This window comes from Natroniella sp. ANB-PHB2, assembly GCF_046097105.1.
Taxonomy (GTDB): Bacteria; Bacillota; Halanaerobiia; order Halobacteroidales; family Halobacteroidaceae; genus Natroniella.
The window spans coordinates 1,420,455-1,439,559 of sequence record NZ_CP175562.1; the positions used below are offsets into that span (position 1 = coordinate 1,420,455).

18 protein-coding genes are annotated in these 19,105 nt (G+C 34.5%); all 18 read right to left on the minus strand.

The genetic code is table 11. The features are described from left to right. Positions 1 to 90 precede the first annotated feature (90 nt). The 18 genes from ACKF5P_RS07030 to ACKF5P_RS07115 all read right to left on the minus strand — a co-directional run bounded on the left by ACKF5P_RS07030 (position 91) and on the right by ACKF5P_RS07115 (position 19,092). Positions 91 to 4,389 carry a PolC-type DNA polymerase III gene (locus ACKF5P_RS07030; protein ID WP_408954508.1) on the minus strand — a complete coding sequence of 1,433 codons (4,299 nt, stop codon included), beginning with the start codon at positions 4,387 to 4,389 and terminating at the stop codon, positions 91 to 93. Positions 4,390 to 4,402: 13 nt separating this feature from the next. After that, positions 4,403 to 5,083: an MgtC/SapB family protein gene (locus ACKF5P_RS07035; protein ID WP_408954509.1), complete on the minus strand. Its 681-nt coding sequence runs from the start codon at positions 5,081 to 5,083 to the stop codon at positions 4,403 to 4,405. 55 nt (positions 5,084 to 5,138) lie between these two features. Next, complete coding sequence (locus ACKF5P_RS07040; protein WP_408954510.1) at positions 5,139 to 5,783, minus strand: glycosyltransferase family 2 protein; 645 nt, start codon at positions 5,781 to 5,783, stop codon at positions 5,139 to 5,141. 18 nt (positions 5,784 to 5,801) lie between these two features. Then, positions 5,802 to 7,508 carry a proline--tRNA ligase gene (locus ACKF5P_RS07045; protein WP_408954511.1) on the minus strand — a complete coding sequence of 569 codons (1,707 nt, stop codon included), beginning with the start codon at positions 7,506 to 7,508 and terminating at the stop codon, positions 5,802 to 5,804. Positions 7,509 to 7,603: 95 nt separating this feature from the next. Then, complete coding sequence (gene ispG / locus ACKF5P_RS07050; RefSeq protein WP_408954512.1) at positions 7,604 to 8,656, minus strand: flavodoxin-dependent (E)-4-hydroxy-3-methylbut-2-enyl-diphosphate synthase; 1,053 nt, start codon at positions 8,654 to 8,656, stop codon at positions 7,604 to 7,606. 8 nt (positions 8,657 to 8,664) lie between these two features. After that, on the minus strand, positions 8,665 to 9,219 hold the full coding sequence (locus ACKF5P_RS07055) for an HD domain-containing protein (RefSeq protein WP_408954513.1): 555 nt from the start codon (positions 9,217 to 9,219) through the stop codon (positions 8,665 to 8,667). An 11-nt stretch (positions 9,220 to 9,230) separates the two neighbouring features. Continuing rightward, positions 9,231 to 9,647 carry a hypothetical protein gene (locus ACKF5P_RS07060; protein WP_408954514.1) on the minus strand — a complete coding sequence of 139 codons (417 nt, stop codon included), beginning with the start codon at positions 9,645 to 9,647 and terminating at the stop codon, positions 9,231 to 9,233. A 15-nt stretch (positions 9,648 to 9,662) separates the two neighbouring features. Beyond that, positions 9,663 to 10,733, minus strand: a complete 1,071-nt coding sequence (gene rseP / locus ACKF5P_RS07065; RefSeq protein ID WP_408954515.1) for an RIP metalloprotease RseP — start codon at positions 10,731 to 10,733, stop codon at positions 9,663 to 9,665. Next, complete coding sequence (locus tag ACKF5P_RS07070; RefSeq protein ID WP_408954516.1) at positions 10,730 to 11,884, minus strand: 1-deoxy-D-xylulose-5-phosphate reductoisomerase; 1,155 nt, start codon at positions 11,882 to 11,884, stop codon at positions 10,730 to 10,732. Before ACKF5P_RS07070 ends, rseP begins: the two co-directional genes overlap by 4 nt. A 136-nt stretch (positions 11,885 to 12,020) precedes the next feature. Next, on the minus strand, positions 12,021 to 13,076 hold the full coding sequence (ytvI, locus tag ACKF5P_RS07075) for a sporulation integral membrane protein YtvI (protein WP_408954517.1): 1,056 nt from the start codon (positions 13,074 to 13,076) through the stop codon (positions 12,021 to 12,023). 12 nt (positions 13,077 to 13,088) lie between these two features. Then, positions 13,089 to 13,901 carry a phosphatidate cytidylyltransferase gene (locus ACKF5P_RS07080; protein ID WP_408954518.1) on the minus strand — a complete coding sequence of 271 codons (813 nt, stop codon included), beginning with the start codon at positions 13,899 to 13,901 and terminating at the stop codon, positions 13,089 to 13,091. Between the two features lie 6 nt (positions 13,902 to 13,907). Then, positions 13,908 to 14,711 carry an isoprenyl transferase gene (locus ACKF5P_RS07085; RefSeq protein WP_408954519.1) on the minus strand — a complete coding sequence of 268 codons (804 nt, stop codon included), beginning with the start codon at positions 14,709 to 14,711 and terminating at the stop codon, positions 13,908 to 13,910. 115 nt (positions 14,712 to 14,826) lie between these two features. Beyond that, positions 14,827 to 15,384, minus strand: a complete 558-nt coding sequence (frr, locus tag ACKF5P_RS07090; RefSeq protein ID WP_408954520.1) for a ribosome recycling factor — start codon at positions 15,382 to 15,384, stop codon at positions 14,827 to 14,829. Positions 15,385 to 15,408: 24 nt separating this feature from the next. Then, positions 15,409 to 16,122 carry a UMP kinase gene (gene pyrH / locus ACKF5P_RS07095; protein WP_408954521.1) on the minus strand — a complete coding sequence of 238 codons (714 nt, stop codon included), beginning with the start codon at positions 16,120 to 16,122 and terminating at the stop codon, positions 15,409 to 15,411. 117 nt (positions 16,123 to 16,239) lie between these two features. Continuing rightward, positions 16,240 to 16,890, minus strand: coding sequence for a translation elongation factor Ts (gene tsf / locus ACKF5P_RS07100; protein WP_408954522.1), 651 nt, complete (start codon positions 16,888 to 16,890; stop codon positions 16,240 to 16,242). A gap of 86 nt (positions 16,891 to 16,976) precedes the next feature. Next, positions 16,977 to 17,720, minus strand: coding sequence for a 30S ribosomal protein S2 (gene rpsB / locus ACKF5P_RS07105; RefSeq protein WP_408954523.1), 744 nt, complete (start codon positions 17,718 to 17,720; stop codon positions 16,977 to 16,979). A gap of 221 nt (positions 17,721 to 17,941) precedes the next feature. Beyond that, positions 17,942 to 18,580 (minus strand): hypothetical protein, encoded by a 639-nt coding sequence (locus ACKF5P_RS07110; protein WP_408954524.1) that lies wholly within the window; start codon positions 18,578 to 18,580, stop codon positions 17,942 to 17,944. After that, positions 18,580 to 19,092, minus strand: a complete 513-nt coding sequence (locus tag ACKF5P_RS07115; RefSeq protein WP_408954525.1) for a hypothetical protein — start codon at positions 19,090 to 19,092, stop codon at positions 18,580 to 18,582. Before ACKF5P_RS07115 ends, ACKF5P_RS07110 begins: the two co-directional genes overlap by 1 nt. Positions 19,093 to 19,105 lie beyond the last annotated feature (13 nt).

Here is a 19,105-nt window from a genome sequence, read left to right on the forward strand (position 1 = left end):
AATTAAAGAGTGGGTTCTTTACCCACTCCGTTAGTACAGATATCAACAAATATATATTACATTTTAGCATATTATTAACCTTTTTGCAAACTATATTCCAAAGAGGGATAATTGATTAGTTTCCGGCAAACCATCCACAGCACCAATCTCCTTTAAGACTTCAATTACTGTTTTGCTCAAGCCAGTTCTATTAGTTAAATCTTCTATTGATGTAAATTCCACTCCTTGACGTGCTTGAATTAAACTCTCTGCTGCACTCTCTCCTAAACCTTGTAAACTTACTAAAGGAGGTAGTAACCCTTCCTCTGTAATTTCAAATTCTTTAGCCTTAGATTGATAAATATCGACTGTTTTGAAGGTGATTCCTCTAGCCATTGCTTCAATTACTATCTGTAAAACCTTTAACGTATTCTTATCTTTTGCTGTTGCATCATTACCTTTAGCTTTAATTTCATTAATCTTTTTCTTAATAAACTCTTTTCCTTGCAAAACAATTTGTGAATCAAAATCATCAGCTTTAATAGTAAAGTAAGTATTATAAAAAGCCTCCGGGTAATGAACCTTAAAATAAGCAATTCGAAAAGCCATCATCACATAAGCTGCTGCATGGGCTTTAGGAAACATATAATTTATCGTCTTACATGATTTAATATACCAATCAGGAACCTCATTATCCTTCATAGCTTTTTCTTCCTCTGGCGTTAACCCCTTTCCTTTACGGACATGCTCCATAATCCAAAAGGCTGTAGAAGGTTTTACCCCTTTTTGTAATAAATAATTCATAATATCATCACGAACAGAGATTACTTCTGATAGCTGTGCTATCCCTTGCTTAATCAAATCCTGAGCATTGTTCAACCAGACATCTGCTCCATGAGATAATCCACTAATCCTTACCAGTTCAGCAAAAGTTGTCGGCTTAGTCTCCTTTAACATTCCTCTAACAAAACTGGTCCCAAACTCTGGGATACCCAATGTCCCTAATTCAACTCCTACTTCTTCTTGGCTGACACCTAACGGTTCAATGCTAGAAAATATTGCCATAGTATCTTCATCTTCTAAAGAAATTTCTTGAGGATCAACACCGGTCAAATCTTGTAACATACGAATACTGGTTGGATCATCATGTCCTAAAATATCCAGTTTCAATAGATTATCGTGGATCGAATCAAAATCAAAGTGGGTCGTCAAAGTATCCTTCTTCATATCGTTAGCTGGTTTTTGAATCGGAGTAAAATCATAAATCTCTTTTTCTTGTGGTACAACTATCTGTCCTCCAGGATGTTGACCGGTCGTCCTCTTTACTCCTGTACAACCAGCAACCAAACGATCAATTTCAGCTTTTCTTAATGGTAAGTCATTATCTTGAGCATGTCCTTTAACAAAACCATAGGCAGTTCGATCAGCAATTGTAGAGATAGTTCCTGCTCGATAGACATATTCTGTTCCAAACAACTCTTCTGTATACTTATGAACTTGAGGCTGATACTCCCCCGAAAAGTTAAGATCTATATCTGGTACTTTGTCTCCTTCAAAACCTAAAAAGACTTCAAATGGAATATCAAAACCATCTTTAACTAACTGACTAGAACATTCAGGACATTTTTGATCCGGCAAGTCAACCCCTACCCCAACAGAACCATCAGTAAAAAATTGATTATATTTACATTCTGGACATCTATAATGCGGTGCTAAAGGGTTTACTTCTGTAATATCAGTCATAGTAGCTACTAAAGAAGAACCAACCGAACCACGCGAACCAACTAAATATCCATCATCTAATGATTTCTTAACTAATTTTTGTGAAATTAAATAAATTACTGCATAACCATTCCCGATGATCGAATCCAACTCTTTTTTTAATCTTTTTTCTACAATTTCTGGTAGTGGACTGCCATAAAGTCCTTCAGCTTTATTATAAGTCATTGATCTAATTTTATCTTCTGCTCCTTCAATAGTCGGAGTAAATAATCCATCTGGAATTGGTTTAAGTTCTTCAACCATTTCTACTATCTGATTTGGATTATCAATTACTAGTTTTTGAGCTGCCTCTGGTTCAAAATAATCAAACTCCTCTAACATTTCAGAAGTCGTTCTAAAATATAAAGGTGCTTGTTGATCTGCATCATCAAAGCCTTGTCCTTCCATTAAAATCTGACGATAAATACTATCTTTAGGATCTAAAAAGTGAACATCACCAGCAGCAATCACAGGCTTACCTAGCTTCTTTCCTAACTGATAAATCTTCTTATTAATCTCCTGTAATTCTTCTAAAGATTTAACGGTTCCCTGGGCTAATAAAAACTTATTATTACCAACCGGTTGTAATTCAAGATAATCATAAAATTTAGCTAATTCCATCAACTCTTGTTCAGGTTTCCCATTCAACACCGCCTTATATAACTTTCCAGCTTCACAAGCAGAACCAATAATTAGACCTTCTCTCATCTCTAACAATTCACTTTTTAAGATTCTAGGTACACGATGAAAATTATCAATATGAGCCTTTGAAACTAATTTATAAAGATTCTTAAGCCCCACTTGATTCTTAACTAAAATATTAGTATGATAAGGTCTAACTCGCTTATAATCAATCTTACTTGTCAATTGATTGACTTCAGCTAAAACAGCAACATCTTGCTCTAGAGTTAAGTCTATTAATTCTGCAAATATTTCAGCAGTCACAGTTGCATCATCAATAGCCCGATGGTGATTTTCTAAATCTTTATTAAACTTTTTAGCCAACTTATTTAATTTATAACTCTTTAAATCTGGCAATAAAGCTCGAGATAAATTTAAGGTGTCTAGAGCAGTATTGGTTAATTTCTCTTTCTCTAATTTTCGCAACTTATCTTCAATAAACCCTAGATCAAAGCTCAAGTTATGAGCTACTAAAGTAGCCTCTCCAACAAAATCTAAAAATTCTTCAATTGCTATTTCTAGCTGAGGGGCCAACTCCACCATTTGATCAGTAATCCCTGTCAATTCAGTAATCTTTGCTGGGATAGAGACTCCTGGATTGATAAAGGTTTGATAGGTATCAACTATCTCTCCTGCCTCTAATTTAACTGCTCCTATCTCTATAATTTGATCAGAGTGAGGATTAAAACCTGTCGTTTCTAAATCAAAGACTACAAATTTCTCTTCTGTTAGCTTCTTCTCATTTGGATTTAAAACGATCGGCTCCCCATCATCAACTAAATATGCTTCCACACCATAAATGACTTTAATATCTCTACCCACAGCAGCATTATGAGCATGTGGAAAAGACTGTACTACCCCATGATCAGTAATTGCAATTGCTGGATGACCCCACTCATCAGCCCTCTTAATTACCTCTCCTACATCAACGACTGAGTCCATTGCACTCATTTTGGTATGTAAATGCAACTCACTTCTCTTTTGTGGTGCATCATCCTTTTTATTTTCAGGTACAATTGGCATTACAGAATTGGCCATTAAGCTCAATTCATGGTCATACTTATCATACTTAACTGGCCCTTGAACCTTAACACAACAACCTTTAGTAATATTTTTAGCCAACGCTCCATTTTGCTTCTCAAAGACTTTGACTGTAATTGAATCAGTACCGTCAGTTAAATAAAATATAACTAAATTCCTACCACTTTTTAACTCCCTAACTTCTAAATCAAATACTTCTCCAGCAATAATTATCTTTCTTTCTTCTCCTACTATCTCCTCAATAGTAGTCGATTGGCCACTTATCTTATTTCCCAACCAGACTTGATTTGAACTTTTAGTCGACGATTGATTAGTCTTAACTCCTGCATCTTCTCGCTGAGCAACAGACTCAACCAAACTCTTCATATAAGCATCGTTCTCTTTAGTTTGCTCATCTTTAATCTTTGCTAATTCATCTGCAAAATTTCCTAAACCAAATTTAACTTTAACTTGCTGATTATACTCTTGTTCAATTATTTCAGCCAAGATTTGATGACAATTCTTTTTCTCCAATGCTTCGATTGCCATTTTATTCTTAACTTCTACAATCAACAATTCATCTTCTACTCGCCAATGCGATAACGAAAGCCAACCATTAGTCTGAGGGAGTCTCTCTCTTATCTTCTTAATTATCTGCTCCCACTCTTCAGTCAAGATTAAATCTAAAGGTAGATCAGGGTTATAATACTCAACTTGATACTTAAACCTCCCTTTAGAAATCATTTCAGCTCCTAACTGTTCCAATTGATCAGCAATTTCAAAGCCTTGAGGTAATTTAAATTTAACTTGACAGTAATTATCCTCCAAATCAACCTCAACCTTAAGAATCTTTATTTTATTGATCAGCTCTTGACTAGTAAAATTTTCTTTTAGTCGCTCTTTAAATATACAACTATTTCCTTTAGGTTTAATTACTACTTTACCCATTCTTATCTCTCCCTTAATCTAGATCCTTAATCTGAACACTAATAACACTTGGTAGTTCAGTCAACACCCCAATCAACTGGTTTTGGTCAACTTTCTTGGATTTCTGTATCTTTAAATTAATATAAACATTATTCGCTTCTTTATAACATTGTTCTATACATGCATCAGTAATCTGAATTTCATTTTCACCTAATACAGAAGCAATCTTACCTAATGAACCCACCTGATCAAAAATTTTAATTCGCAATGAATACAAGTTTTGACTATTATAGAGCCTTAATTCAACTTGACTTAAAAGTGTTAATGTTACCATTACTAAAATAGTAGCAATTACCGCATTTAAATAAAAACCTGCTCCCACAGCTAAGCCAATTCCAGCAACTGTCCATAAACCAGCAGCAGTTGTTAGCCCCGTAACCGAAAATCCTTCTCTAATAATAGTTCCTGCCCCTAAGAAACCAATTCCACTGATAACTTGAGCAGCAATTCGACCAGGATCACCTGGGTTAGACAATACTCCTTCATATAATAATGGAACTTTTAAGGAAACTGTCATAATCAAAGTTGAACCTACTGCTACTAAGATATATGTTCTAAATCCTGCTGGTCTATAACTTCGCTCCCTTTCTAGACCTACCAGCCCCCCCAATAAGCAGGCTAATAATAAACGTGAAACGATTTCTAGCGCTTCCAACTATTATCACCCCCTAAAGATCAAATGTTGCTTGTAAAAACAAGCAACATTTGATCTATTTTATCTTATTTTTAAAACAAGAAAAATTCTTAACTATATCCCAATACATCTTAACTCTAGCTTTAAATCCTTCCACAACACCTAATTTTTCCTCTTTCATAACATGAGATAGGTCATAAAGTTCAACTTCTTCAATCTTAATATTATGTTTTTTAATGTATTGAGTCAAAGCTACTTCTACGCCAAATTTAGTCATATTTAAATCTGAGATGCCATCTAATACACTCCTCTTCACTGCTCTTTGTCCAGAAAGAAAAGGAGCAATCTTTTGGGCCAAATCTGTAACCATCCTGCCCTCGGCAAAGACTCCAATAGTCATTTTAGTCTTCTTATTAATTATTGGTGATAATAACTGATCAATATGTTCAGCTGTCAACCCCAATAAATCAGCATCTAAAAAGAGAATTATATCACTTTTACTATTTTCAATTCCAACTTGCATAGCAGCTCCTTTGCCCTGATTTTGTTCCAATTTAATAACTTCAGCTCCAGCTTTTAAGGCTTTAGCAGCTGTCTTATCAATTGAGCCATCACTCACTACAACAACTTCATCTATTAGCCGATGGTTTCTAACTTGAGTTACTACTTGAGCAACTGTCTCCTCTTCATTATAAGCAGGAATTATAGCAGCAATCTGCATTAATAAATAACCTCCTAATTACTTTAACTGAGCTATCAAATCCTCAATTTCAGTTAAAGCTTGATCAGCTTCAATCTCTAATTCTTCTCCAGTCTGTCTCAACTTAACTTCTAATTTACCATCTGCTAAGGAACGAGAACCAATTGTAATTCGAATTGGACAGCCAATTAAATCAGCATCATTAAACTTAACTCCTGCTCTTTCTTTTCGATCATCAGCTAATGTCTCAATTCCTGCTGCTGATAATTGCTCATATAATTCAACAGTCTTATCGCTTACTTTTTCATCACTTCCTAAAGGTAACAAATGAACGATATAAGGGGCCAAAACTTTAGGCCATTTGATGCCATATTGATCATAATTTTGCTCAATCACTGCCGCAACTGTTCTAGTTATTCCAACTCCATAGCAGCCCATTACTAATGGCTGGCTCTTTCCATTTTCATCTAAAAAGCTAGCTTCTAAAGCTTGACTATACTTAGTTCCTAATTTAAATACCTGCCCTACCTCTATTCCAGGAGTTAAATTAAGTTCAGCACCACATTCTACACAGCCTTCCCCTTCTTTAACACTACGAATATCGGCAACTTCAGTTACTGTAAAGTCACGTTCTGGATTGACATTAAGATAATGCTTATCTGTCTTATTGGCTCCACTTACAACATTAGTTAGTTTCATTACTAACTCATCAGCAATTATTCTAACCTGATCATCAAGACCGACTGGTCCACTAAACCCTTTTACAGTATCTAACTTTTCATAGACTTGTTCGCTAGCCAACTCAAGATTTACTACACCTAATAAATTAGCTAACTTGATCTCATTAAGCTCATAATCACCTCGTACTAAAGCTAGTACTATTTCATCTTCTGTTTGATAAAATAAGGCTTTAATCATCTTCTCTAATGGAAGTTCTAACTGAGCAACCAACTCTCCCATAGTAGTTGCATCTGGTGTATCAACTTCTGTCAATTCTTCTAACTTCTCACCATTCTCTTTAACTTTAACTTGAGAAGTTGCTAACTCTAGATTGGCAGCATAGCCACACTCTTCACAATAAACAACTATATCCTCTCCTGCTTCAGCTAAAGCCATAAATTCATGCGAATCTTCTCCTCCAATTGTACCTGTGTCTGCTTGAACTGGTCTAAAGTCTAAACCACATTTAGTAAATATTTTTTCATAAGCATCATACATCTGCTTATAACTTTCCTCTAAACCTACTTGATCAGTATCAAAGCTATAAGCATCTTTCATAATAAACTCTCTACCACGTAACACTCCAAATCGTGGTCTAATCTCATCACGATATTTAGTCTGAATTTGATATAAATTTAATGGCAGATCCTTATATGATCTAACTTCATCTCTCACCAAATCCGTAATTACCTCTTCATGTGTTGGCCCTAAACAAAATTCTCTGCCCTGTCTATTTTCTAGCCTCATTAATTCAGGGCCATAATCTTTTAACCTTCCTGATTCTTCCCATAATTCGGCAGGTTGTAAAGCTGGTAATAATAACTCCTGTGCCCCTGCTCGATCCATCTCTTGACGTACAATATCTTGAAATTTCTTAATTACTCTATATCCTAACGGCAAATATGTATAAACCCCTGAACTCAATTTCCTCATCAAACCAGCTCTTAACATTAATTTATGACTCACAACTTCTGCATCAGCTGGAGTCTCTTTTAATGTGGGAATATACATCTGTGACATTTTCATAATTTTGTACCTCCTCTATTATCAAACACCTCTTTTTAAAGCAAATAAGATCACTTAAATTTTATCAACCTTAACTAAACTTGTCAATTACAAAACTATTCCAACTTATCAATTTCAATTAGTAATTCATTTACTAGTTCCTGACCAGAAACCTTCTTAATAACTTCACCTTTTTTAAAGATTAAACCAACATCCTTACCTCCAGCAATACCTAAATCAGCTTCACGAGCCTCACCAGGTCCATTGACAACACAACCCATCACAGCTACTTCTATCGATTTATCTAAATCTCCTATCTCCTCTTCAACTCGATTCGCAATTTTAACCAGATCTATTTCACATCTTCCACAAGTAGGGCAAGAAATTAAATTAACCCCCTGATCCCTTAAGTTAAGAGCTCTTAAAATTTGAAAACCAACTTTAACCTCTTCTACTGGATCTCCAGTCAAAGAGACTCTAATCGTATCTCCTAAACCCTGGGCCAAGATAGCTCCTATTCCTACGGCAGATTTGACCGTCCCTGATTTGATTGTACCTGCCTCTGTAATTCCTACATGTAGCGGATAGTCAACCTCTTGAATTATTAATTGGTAAGCTTTTAGGGTCATCATTACATCAGAGGCCTTTAAAGAAATAATAATCTCTTCAAAACCAAACTTCTCTAATAATTCAATATTTCCTAAAGCACTTTCTACCATTGCCTCTGCTGTAGGATGACCATGTTTTTGTAATAACTCTTTTTCTAACGAGCCAGCATTGACCCCCACTCTAATCGGAACTTGATATTCTAGTGCCTTGTTAGCAACCAACTCAATCTTTTCTTCACTTCCTATATTACCTGGGTTGATTCTCAAGCCATCTACCCCTTGTTCTAACACCTCTAAGGCCAATTTATAATTGAAGTGAATATCTGCAATCAAAGGAATATCAATCTCTTCTTTAATTTGTGCAACCTTACTTGCTGCTGATTGATCAGGAATTGCTATTCTAACCAATTCACACCCCGCTTTTTCTAGTTGCTTAATTTGAGTGACTGTTTCTTTTACATTACGTGTGTCAGTGTTAGTCATTGATTGTACTGAAATAGGAGCAGTTCCACCAATCTGTACATCTCCTATTTGTACCACTCTTCTTTTTTGCCTCTTCATCTTATCACCTACTTTAAGTCGCATTCTTCACAATGATTATTACAATGCCTTCTCTGTCGATAGACTAACATATCAAGCCTTCTGATTCTTTGTAAAGCTTCTGCAAAAGAGATTATGGTATCATGATGAGAACCACCATCTTGCTTATCCATATCATCTGCATCAGACACTAATTGTTGTAACGGGGTTAATTTTACATTTTTACTTACTGGACTTGAATTACTATGGAAAAGAATAGCCAAAGCAATATCCCGTGCTTTACCTAAACCCTCCCCTTTAAAAATCAATAATTCATGGGCACGTTCTGCCCCTTTGATTGTATGGATATCAAATTCATTATAAGATTGATAATCCCATTCACCTTGCTTTTCCCAGTTAGTATGACCTATATCATGTAATAATCCAGCTTTAGTGGCTAAATCAACACAGATCCTACGATCGACAGCTAGCTCAAAAGCATTCTCGGCAGTATTAACAGCATGGCAATAACCTGCTTTAGGCAGATGCTTTTTAGCTATACTATCTGTTAATAATGTCTCTAAAGTTACATAGTCATCTAACACAGACTCACCTCCTATTTTTCAACACAGTCATCACACAATCCGTCATTACGCTTAACTTGAGCCCGAGCCTCCTTACCACATCTGCGACAGTCAGTTCCAATTAACTCAAAACATGCTTCACAGAAGTCATATTTTCTAGCAAATTCAGGATCAGGCTTACCACAGATTTTGCAAACACATTCTTTGCAATAACCATTATTTTCTTCTAACTGTTTAGGAACTACTTTCCCACAAGCTTTACAAGCGTACTTACCATCTTTTTCTTCCCTTAGTCTTTTGACGCAGTCTTCACAAATATTTTCATGTTTTAAGATTCTAACTTCTGTAGCTTCTGCTCCACAAATGGCACAATATCTCTCTGCTCTTCGTCCACTAACCTTATTAGGATCTAACCATTTACCTCCACGTCTAGTCTGTTGTTTTGCCATTTTATCACCTCTAAATTAAATAATTGCCTTAAGATCTTGAACCATAATAATTATAAATAATAACATCAACAATGCAAAACCTATTAAATGAATCATACCTTCTTTTTCTTGATCAACTGGTTTTCCAGTAATAATTTCATAACCTAAAAAGACCAATCGTCCTCCATCTAAAGCAGGAATAGGTAATAAATTCATGATTCCTAAATTGATACTAATTATTGCTGCTAAATTCATTACTCTAAGCATCCCACTTTGAGCTGCATCTCCTACCATTTGAGCAATCCTAACCGGACCTGATACTTCAGCAGCTATCTGTCCAGTAATCATCTGCCATAACCCAACAATTATAGCTACTACATACAACCCTGTCTGCTTAACCCCAAGCCATAATGCCTTGAAGATATTAACTGGTTCTCTAGTCAATACTGGTATAATTCCAATTATACCTTCTTGTCTTTCTTGCTCCATGATTGGAGTTACTTCTGTCTCAAAAGTTCTTCCATCCCGTTCCACCTCTAAGCTAAGTTGTTGGCCCGGATTGTTATGGATAGTCTCAGATAACTCCTCCCAATTCTCTACTTGTTGATCATTAACTGCCAATACTTTATCACCATCTCTTAAGCCGGCCTGATAAGCTGGCTGTTCAGGAATCACTTGCCCAATAATAGTACTAGAAGAACTAGAAATAGGAACACCAAAAATAGTGAAAATTAGAGCGAATAATAAAATAGCTAAGATAAAATTCATTATTGACCCCATACTAATAACTCCAATTCGCTCCCAGACAGATTTTTGAAATAAGCACTTATTATTTCTGACAGCTTCCTGATAAGCTTCAATTTCTTCTTGCTCACTCTCATCGTCAATCGGCATTTCTCCAGTCATTTTACAGAATCCACCTAATGGTAAAATTCGAATCGAATATAATGTTTCTCCAACCTGTCTTCCTATCAACTTTGGCCCCATACCAAGAGCAAACTCTTCAACTTGAACCCCTACACGTTTAGCAACTAAAAAATGTCCTAACTCATGAAAAAAGACTAAAATACCTAAAACAATTATAAAAGAAATAATCGTTAGAATCAATTTCTATCACCTTCTTTTCTTGCCTGTTTTCTAGCCCAACTATCAGCTGCTAAAATATCATCTAAAGTTGGAGTTATAATTGGCTGATGTCTCTTCATCACTTTCTCAATTATTTGCGGAATTTCAATGAATCTCAGCTGATTATTTAAAAATTGAGCAACAGCTACCTCATTAGCAGCATTTAATACAGCAGGCATTGTTCCTCCAACTCTTCCAGCTTGATAAGCAAAATCTAAACAAGGAAACAAGTCTCTTCTTGGTTCTTCAAAAGTCAGTTTTCCAACTTGAGCCAAATCCAAACTTTTCAGTTGATTTTTCTTACGTTTAGGGTAAGTCAAGGCATACTGAATCGGCACTTTCATATCAGGAAGACCTAACTCAGCTAACATAGAATGATCTTTATACTCAACTAAAGAATGAACTATACTTTGGGGATGAACTACTACATCTATCTGCTCAAAATCCAGATCAAATAACCACTTAGCTTCAATTACCTCTAACCCCTTATTCATCAAAGTAGCAGAATCGATTGTGATCTTACCTCCCATATCCCAATTAGGATGATTCAAGGCTTGCTTGACTGTTACTTCTTCTAAATCTACAGCACTAACCTCTCGAAAAGGCCCCCCAGAAGCAGTTAATATAACCCTACTAACTTGTTCTTTCTCTTCTCCTTGCAAGGCTTGAAAGATTGCATTATGTTCACTATCTATTGGCAAAATATTCACCCCATATTCAGTGGCTTCTCTCATTACAATCTCTCCAGCAGTTACTAATGCCTCTTTATTGGCTAATCCTATATCGTTTCCGACCCTAATTGCCTCAAGGGTAGGTTTAACCCCTACAGCACCCACTACTGCATTAACCACTAAATCAACATCAACTAACGTAGCAGCTTTAATTAAACCACCTTCTCCTACTAAGACCTCAGTTTGCAAATCTTTTAAATTATATTTTAACTCACTTGCTCTTTCCTCATTCATCAAAACAGCATATTGGGGGTTATATTTCTTAACTTGTGCAGTTAATAGCTCTACATTCTGATTGGCTGTTAGGGCCAACACTTCAAACTGCCCTGTTAAATCATCAATTACTTCTAAAGTTTGTTTCCCAATCGAACCTGTTGAGCCTAAAATACTTATCTTTTTCATAACAGTCCTCCTAACTTACTTGTAACTAGTAGTTTATGATTAATAGTTTATTTAGATTCAAAGTACAAACTTTATTACAAAATAATATCAGTAAAAATTAAAGTTCAAAACCCCTATCATAGGGCCTGTATATAACTTATTTAGCAATTGAAATCACTCCTGATTTAATAATCGAATTTAAAACAATCAAGAATACTGGCCCAATAAAAAATCCACCAACTCCAAAAAATTGAACACCTATATATAAGCCCATTAAAGTAGCTAAAGGATGGATCCCTATATTCTGGCCAACTATTTTAGCTTCAGTTGACTGGCGCACTACTGCAATCACAATATAATTAATTAGTAATCCAACTGCTAAACTGGTATTGCCGATTATAAAATTATAGACAGCCCACGGAAGAAAAATTAAACTAGGGCCAATAACTGGAATCAAATCCAAAGCTCCACAGACTAACCCAATTACAATCGCATAATTACTTCTCAAAACCAACAAACCAATGATTGAAATAATTATTGTATTAGTAATTAAGATCATTTGAGCTCTAATAAAACCGACTATAGAGCTAATAATATCCTGTTGTATCACTCTAACCTTCTCCCGCCAATGAATAGGAATGTAAGCCAAACAACTTTCTGTAATTATTTCTTTATCCTTACTAATAAAAAAAGTAGCAATCAAGCTTATAACTAAAGTTATAATTACTCGTGGCAACTTCCTAACTATTTCCAACAAATAAGCAAAAGAAAGATCAATTATATTCTTGATTTGAGCATAAAAAATTTCTAAGTTATTAATAATAGTTTTCCTAACATTCCTTGGCACTTGCCATTCATCAAATAAAGTACTTAAATTTCCATTCTGCTCTAATAACCAATTAAAGCTGGCCCCTAATTTATGTTGATCAGGTAAATTATTTACTAAACTATCTAATTCAATCAATAATCTAGAAATACTGATTGTCAATAACAAACTGATAAAAATTATTATAATTGCTAGCACTATTGCAACTGCTATCCCCCGAGAAAATTTAGCTTCTTGTTCTAAAAAAAGGACAGCAGGGTCAATTAAACTGGCTAGAATTATACCAATAATAAATGGCAATACATAACCAATTAAGTAGTTTAAAATAATAATGCTGCTAGCTGAAACAACTAACAAAATCAAACCTACTTTATAGCTACTTTTCATCATCCCTCACCGTCACTTCAATATCACCCATTGCAAGTAATAATATACAACAGGTATACTAAATAGTAAGCTATCAAGCCGATCTAATATTCCACCATGACCTGGTATTAACTCCCCAGAATCCTTAATTTCAGCATCACGCTTAAAAACAGAAACCGCCAAATCACCTAACTGAGCAACAAGCCCTATTAACCCCCCTAAAAGAATTCCTGTTAAGTAAGTAAAATTTAAGAAGTATCTACCAAAGATTATAGTCATTATAATACTACCAATCAATCCCCCTACTGCCCCTTCAATTGTCTTGTTGGGGCTAATTCGAGGAGCTAATCGGTGTTTACCAAAGTTCATCCCTACAAAATAAGCCCCTATATCAGTTAACCAGGTCGCTAAAATTGGTAGCCAAACAATCAATCTGCCTCCGTTTCCTCCACTAAGCTCAAGATTATATAATAAGATCAAATGACTAAATAATCCCGTAATATAAACTGCACCAAATAAAGTAGCTGCTGTAGTCAAAATTGCAGATTGGTCGGTTTTGATTAGAATTTGCTTTATCAAGAGAACAATTACAGCCAAAGATACTAAAGGATAGATTAAATTCAGATTATTAGTTAAATAAATAACTAAAATCCAAATTACTCCAATTAAATATCCGCTTAATCTATTACTTTTAATTCCTTTTTCTTCTACTAATTGATAGTATTCATTGAGAGCTAAAATTACAACAATTAAATTCAAAATCATAAATGGCAAGCCACCTAAATTAAAAATAAAGACCAATAATGGAATGCCTATAATTGCACTTATAATTCGTTTACTTAACATTTCAGTTTAACACCTACCCTCTTTAAGTCCTCCAAACCTTCTTTCTCTGTTTTGAAAATCAGCTATTGCTTCTAAGAAAGTCTCAGCAGTAAAGTCTGGCCAATAAGTTTGAGTAAAGTATAGTTCTGCATAAGCTATCTGCCATAATAAAAAATTACTGATCCTTTCTTCCCCGCCTGGTCGAATTAATAATGCTGGATCAGGCTGATTAGCAGTATATAATTGAGCAGCTACTTCAGCTTCATCTATTTCCTCAACTTTTAATTGGTCATGCTTAACCTTAATAGCAATATTTTTAATCATTTCGATAATCTCTGCTCTACCACCATAATCTAAGGCAATATTAACAGTTATTTTTTGATTATCCCCTGTTCTTTTCATTACCTGCTCAGCCTTTTTTCTCACAGAATTAGGTAATCTATCTTTGTAGCCAATAACCTTAACCTTAACCCCTTGTTGATTAAATTTTTCAAGCTCTTTTTCAAATATTTGTTGAAAAAGATTCATTAAAAAGTCAACTTCCCGTTGCGGCCTTTTCCAATTTTCAGTTGAAAAGGTATAAGCTGTAATGTGGTCTATACCTATTTTAGCAGCACATTCAATAACTTCTTTTAAACTATCAACTCCAGCTTGATGACCTGCGGTTCTAGGCAAACCTCTTTGTTTGGCCCAGCGACCATTTCCATCCATAATAATTGCTACATGTTCAGGAATTGGCCCTTGCTTTACTTTTTTCAAACTATTATCAAAAGTAGTATCAACTTCTTTATTATTAGTAGTAACTAATTTATCAATTAACTTCTTTAACACAGCCTAACCTCCCTCTTATAAAATACAACCCCCTCACTCCTAGAGGGGGAAGTTATCAGAAGAAATTATTATCTTAACTTTAAATCAAACTCTAAATTTAATTTCTATCTCTTCACTAAACATCTATAATAGCAGAAGTCTTTTCTTCTAATAATTGATCAATTTTTGTTATGTATTCATCAGTTATCTCTTGAATATTATCCAACCCTCGATGATAATTATCTTCAGAAATTTCGCCTTCTTTTTCTAACTCTTCCAACTGACTATTAGATTCCCTTCGGATATTTCTGATAGATATCTTTCCTTCTTCAGCTTTATTATTGGCAACTTGGGCCAACTCTTTTCTTCTTTCCTCCGTCAATTGCGGAATATTAATTCTAATTACATCTCCATCATTATTAGGAGTTAATCCTAAATCAGACTTTAAAATTGCTTTCTCTATCTCTTCAATCACATTAGCATCAAAAGGCTTAATCAGTAATTGGCGTGGCTCTGGAGCAGATACCTTTGCCATTTGATTTAAAGGGGTCAATGCTCCATAATACTCCGCTTTGATTCCTTCAAGCAAAGAAGGTCTGGCCCTCCCAGTCCTTACCTTATTAAATTCACTTTTCGTCTTATCAATTACTTCTTCCATTTTTTGTTTAGTTTCCTTAGCAACTTGAGCAATCATATTATAGCCTCCTTATTTTTAAATTTAACGGACAAAAGTCCCAATTTCTTCACCCAATACAACCTTTTTTATATTTCCAATCTGTTCAATCCCAAAAACGACTAAAGGAATTTTATTATCCATACACAAAGAAACAGCTGTGGAATCCATCACACCCAATCCTCGATTTAAAACATCAATATAACTTAACTTCTTGAATTTAACTGCATTTGGATTTTCCACTGGATCAGAATCATAAACCCCATCAACATTCTTAGCCATCAAGATAGCATCTGCATTAATTTCAGCTGCTCTTAATGCTGCAGTTGTATCAGTAGAAAAGAATGGGTTCCCTGTTCCAGCTGCAAAAATAACAATTCTTCCTTTTTCTAAATGCCGAATAGCTCTACGTCTAATATAAGGCTCTGCAATTTGACGCATTGCAATAGCAGTTTGTACTCTAGTTTCAAGTTGCAATTTTTCTAAAGCATCTTGCAATGCTAAAGAATTCATTACAGTAGCCAACATTCCCATATAATCAGCAGTTCCACGATCCATTCCTTTAGCACTACCTGCAACTCCTCTGAAAATATTTCCTCCACCTACCACAATAGCTACTTCAACCTCTGTTGTTACAACTTGCTTTATCTCCTGGGCAATTGAATTAATAAATTGAGGATCAATACCATATTCTTGTTCTCCAGCTAATGCTGCTCCACTTAATTTAATTATTACTCTTTTATATTTCGCTTTTGACATCAATACATCCCCCAGTTCTGTTTTATATTTCTAGAATCTATCTTTAATTCCTTGTTATAAACCAAATCAATTGTAAAAAAAGAGAACACAGACTGTGTTCTCTTTGCAATTCAATTTTTACTTGTTAACTTCACTCATAACTTCTTTTGCAAAGTCTTCTTCCTCAACCTCTATTCCTTCTCCTAATTCATAACGAGCAAAGCGACGAACATTAATGTTCTCACCTAATTCTGCAACCTTTTCTGTTAATAAACTTTGAATAGTTTTATCAGAATCTTTAATGTACTCCTGCTCTAATAAACACTCTTGACTATAGAATTTATCTAATCTACCTTCTACTATCTTTTCAACAATATGCTCTGGTTTGTCTTCGTTAGCAGCTTGTTTTCTAAGTACTTCTTTCTCTTGTTCGATATCATTAGCTGGTACATCATCGCGAGAAATATAACTTGGGTTAGCAGCTGCAATCTGCATCGCAATATTATTTACTAATTCTTTAAACGAATCATTTTTAGCTACAAAGTCTGTTTCACAGTTAACTTCTAATAAAACACCAATCTTACCACCCATATGTATATAAGAATGAACTAATCCTTGAGCTGCAGTTCTACCTGCTTTTTTTTCAGCAGCAGCAATTCCTTCTTCTCTTAAGTATTCAACTGCCTTATCCAAATCACCATCTGTCTTTTCTAAGGCTTTTTTGCAATCTAACATTCCTGCACTAGTCTTTTCTCTTAATTTTTTAATATCCGCTGTAGATAATCCCATCACCTAGACCCCCTTATTTATTCAAAAAAGGCGTTTCATAAGGACGATAAGCATCCTTATTTCCACGCCCTTTACAGTTAGTTATTTTAGTCTTCCTCTACTTCAGTTTCTTGCTCTTGCTCTTCAGTAGTCTCTTCTTGTTCAACTTGACCTTGCTTACCTTCTAAAACAGCATCAGCTATAACACCAGTTAATAACTTAACCGCTCTAATAGCATCATCATTACCTGTAATCATGTAATCAATCACATCAGGATCACAGTTAGTATCAACAATTGCAACTACTGGAATTCCTAATTTATTCGCTTCCGCAACAGCAATCTCTTCTTTACGTGGATCAGCAACATAAAGAGCATCAGGCAATCCATTCATATCACGAATTCCACCTAAAAAACGCTTTAACTTGTTTCGTTCTTTTTCTAACTCCATAACTTCTTTTTTAGGTAGAACCTCGAAAATACCATCTTCTTCCATTTGCTCAAGTTCTTCTAGCCTATCAATTCTCTTACGAATTGTTTGATAGTTAGTTAACATACCACCTAACCATCTTTCATTAACATAAGGCATTCCACATCGTTCAGCTTCTTTCTTAATTGTGTTTTTGGCCTGTTTTTTAGTACCCACAAACAAGATATTCTTATCTTCACTCGCTAACTCACAAACAAAGTCATAAGCTTTTTCTGCAAACTTAACAGTCTGCTGTAAATCTACTATGTAGATTCCATTTCTTTCAGTGAAGATATAATCTTTCATTTTAGGATTCCATCTCTTTGTTTGATGACCAAAATGAACTCCAGATTCTAATAATTGCTTCATAGTAACTACAGACATTACTTCGGCACCTCCTCTCGGTTTTTAATCCTCCATCTTCTTCATCCTTTAATAAGACCCAAAGGGCACCTTTATTAAAGTCCAAAGATGTGTGTGCTAGTTTTATCTTCAATACACCATTAAGTAGTATACCACATGCCTAAAATAATATCAACAATTTTAAACATTTTTTCTCAACCTCAAGCTCAAATTTAAATCCAAGCTAAAATATCAAAAATTAATTATTCTGCTAGCAAAGTTAATAATAATTTCAAAGGGGAAGTTTCAGTAGAAAATTGATAAGTTCCTGCCATAACCTTCTTTTCACTATCTAACTTATCTAAAATTTGAATAAAGACAAGTCGATCTTCAATTAGTTCTTTTTTTACTAATAAAGTAGCTACCTGCCTACTAGGCATTCCTTTTGGAATTGTAATTTGAATTACTTCTCCCTCTTCTTTTTCTTCAATTTCAAGATCTTCTTGCTCTAATAATTTTTCAATTTCTGCAGTTAACTCTTCTCTTTCCTGCTCTATTTTATCCTCTTCTTCGTTCTTTGTCTTTTCTTTTAAAGTTTTAACTTCAAACTCTTCTTCCAAATGAATTAATACCTTCTCTAAATCAACCTCTTGTTGTAAGTTAACATTAGAATTATAGCTTTGATAATTTTCACCAGGAAAAGTCATACCTAACCCTCTAGCTTTACTTATTATAATCTCATCTTCTCGATCAGCTAACTCAACTACATTTGAATATTCCTCTGCTGACTCTTCCCTTTCAAGCATTAATTCTTCTTGTTGAATTTGATAGTCAGTACCTACTAACACTAAAGAAAAAATTAAAAAAGTTATCCCTATCCCCAATAAAATATGACGAATCATTATTCTTCCCTCCGTGAATTCAACTTACAGATCAGTTCTATCTCACGCTTTCCTTTATCTAACTTTTGAGCCACCTCTGATAATTCTAACCCTTGCTCAAGTAATCGTTGAATTTGATTATATTCTTTTTGATCTAGCAGATTTCTTTCTCCTTTATTATTACTGACTTTGACTTTGCTAGGACTTAAATTTGAGTTTGAAATATAATTAACATCAATTCTTTTTTTGACTCCTTCAATCTTTTCATTTAATAGTTTAACATCTTCAGATAATTCTTTTATTAACTCCTTAACTACATCTTCTTTAAAAGTATTATTATCTAATTTTGTATTTAATATTTTACTAAACTCTTCACTTGCTTGTCTGTTATTTACTGACTCTTGTATTTTACTAAGTTGAGTAAGTACTTCTGATTCCAAATGATACTTCCCTTCTCTTTTTTCAGCACGATAAGTCAGCACTAAAGAAAGAAGGATTATTACAATCCCTAAAGTAAAAAATAGGTACTCCATCTTATTACCTCCT

Bases quoted from the DNA above. Each gene is read 5' to 3' on its own strand.
- pyrH (WP_408954521.1), bottom strand. From the start codon at position 16,122: ATGTCAAAAGCGAAATATAAAAGAGTAATAATTAAATTAAGTGGAGCA.
- rpsB (WP_408954523.1), bottom strand. From the start codon at position 17,720: ATGTCTGTAGTTACTATGAAGCAATTATTAGAATCTGGAGTTCATTTT.
- ispG (WP_408954512.1), bottom strand. From the start codon at position 8,656: ATGAAGAGGCAAAAAAGAAGAGTGGTACAAATAGGAGATGTACAGATT.
- ACKF5P_RS07110 (WP_408954524.1), bottom strand. From the start codon at position 18,580: ATGATTCGTCATATTTTATTGGGGATAGGGATAACTTTTTTAATTTTT.
- ACKF5P_RS07070 (WP_408954516.1), bottom strand. From the start codon at position 11,884: ATGAAAAAGATAAGTATTTTAGGCTCAACAGGTTCGATTGGGAAACAA.
- ACKF5P_RS07060 (WP_408954514.1), bottom strand. From the start codon at position 9,647: ATGGCAAAACAACAGACTAGACGTGGAGGTAAATGGTTAGATCCTAAT.
- ACKF5P_RS07030 (WP_408954508.1), bottom strand. From the start codon at position 4,389: ATGGGTAAAGTAGTAATTAAACCTAAAGGAAATAGTTGTATATTTAAA.
- ytvI (WP_408954517.1), bottom strand. From the start codon at position 13,076: ATGAAAAGTAGCTATAAAGTAGGTTTGATTTTGTTAGTTGTTTCAGCT.
- ACKF5P_RS07115 (WP_408954525.1), bottom strand. From the start codon at position 19,092: ATGGAGTACCTATTTTTTACTTTAGGGATTGTAATAATCCTTCTTTCT.
- tsf (WP_408954522.1), bottom strand. From the start codon at position 16,890: ATGGGATTATCTACAGCGGATATTAAAAAATTAAGAGAAAAGACTAGT.
- ACKF5P_RS07080 (WP_408954518.1), bottom strand. From the start codon at position 13,901: ATGTTAAGTAAACGAATTATAAGTGCAATTATAGGCATTCCATTATTG.
- ACKF5P_RS07045 (WP_408954511.1), bottom strand. From the start codon at position 7,508: ATGAAAATGTCACAGATGTATATTCCCACATTAAAAGAGACTCCAGCT.
- ACKF5P_RS07040 (WP_408954510.1), bottom strand. From the start codon at position 5,783: ATGCAGATTGCTGCTATAATTCCTGCTTATAATGAAGAGGAGACAGTT.
- frr (WP_408954520.1), bottom strand. From the start codon at position 15,384: ATGATTGCTCAAGTTGCTAAGGAAACTAAACAAAAAATGGAAGAAGTA.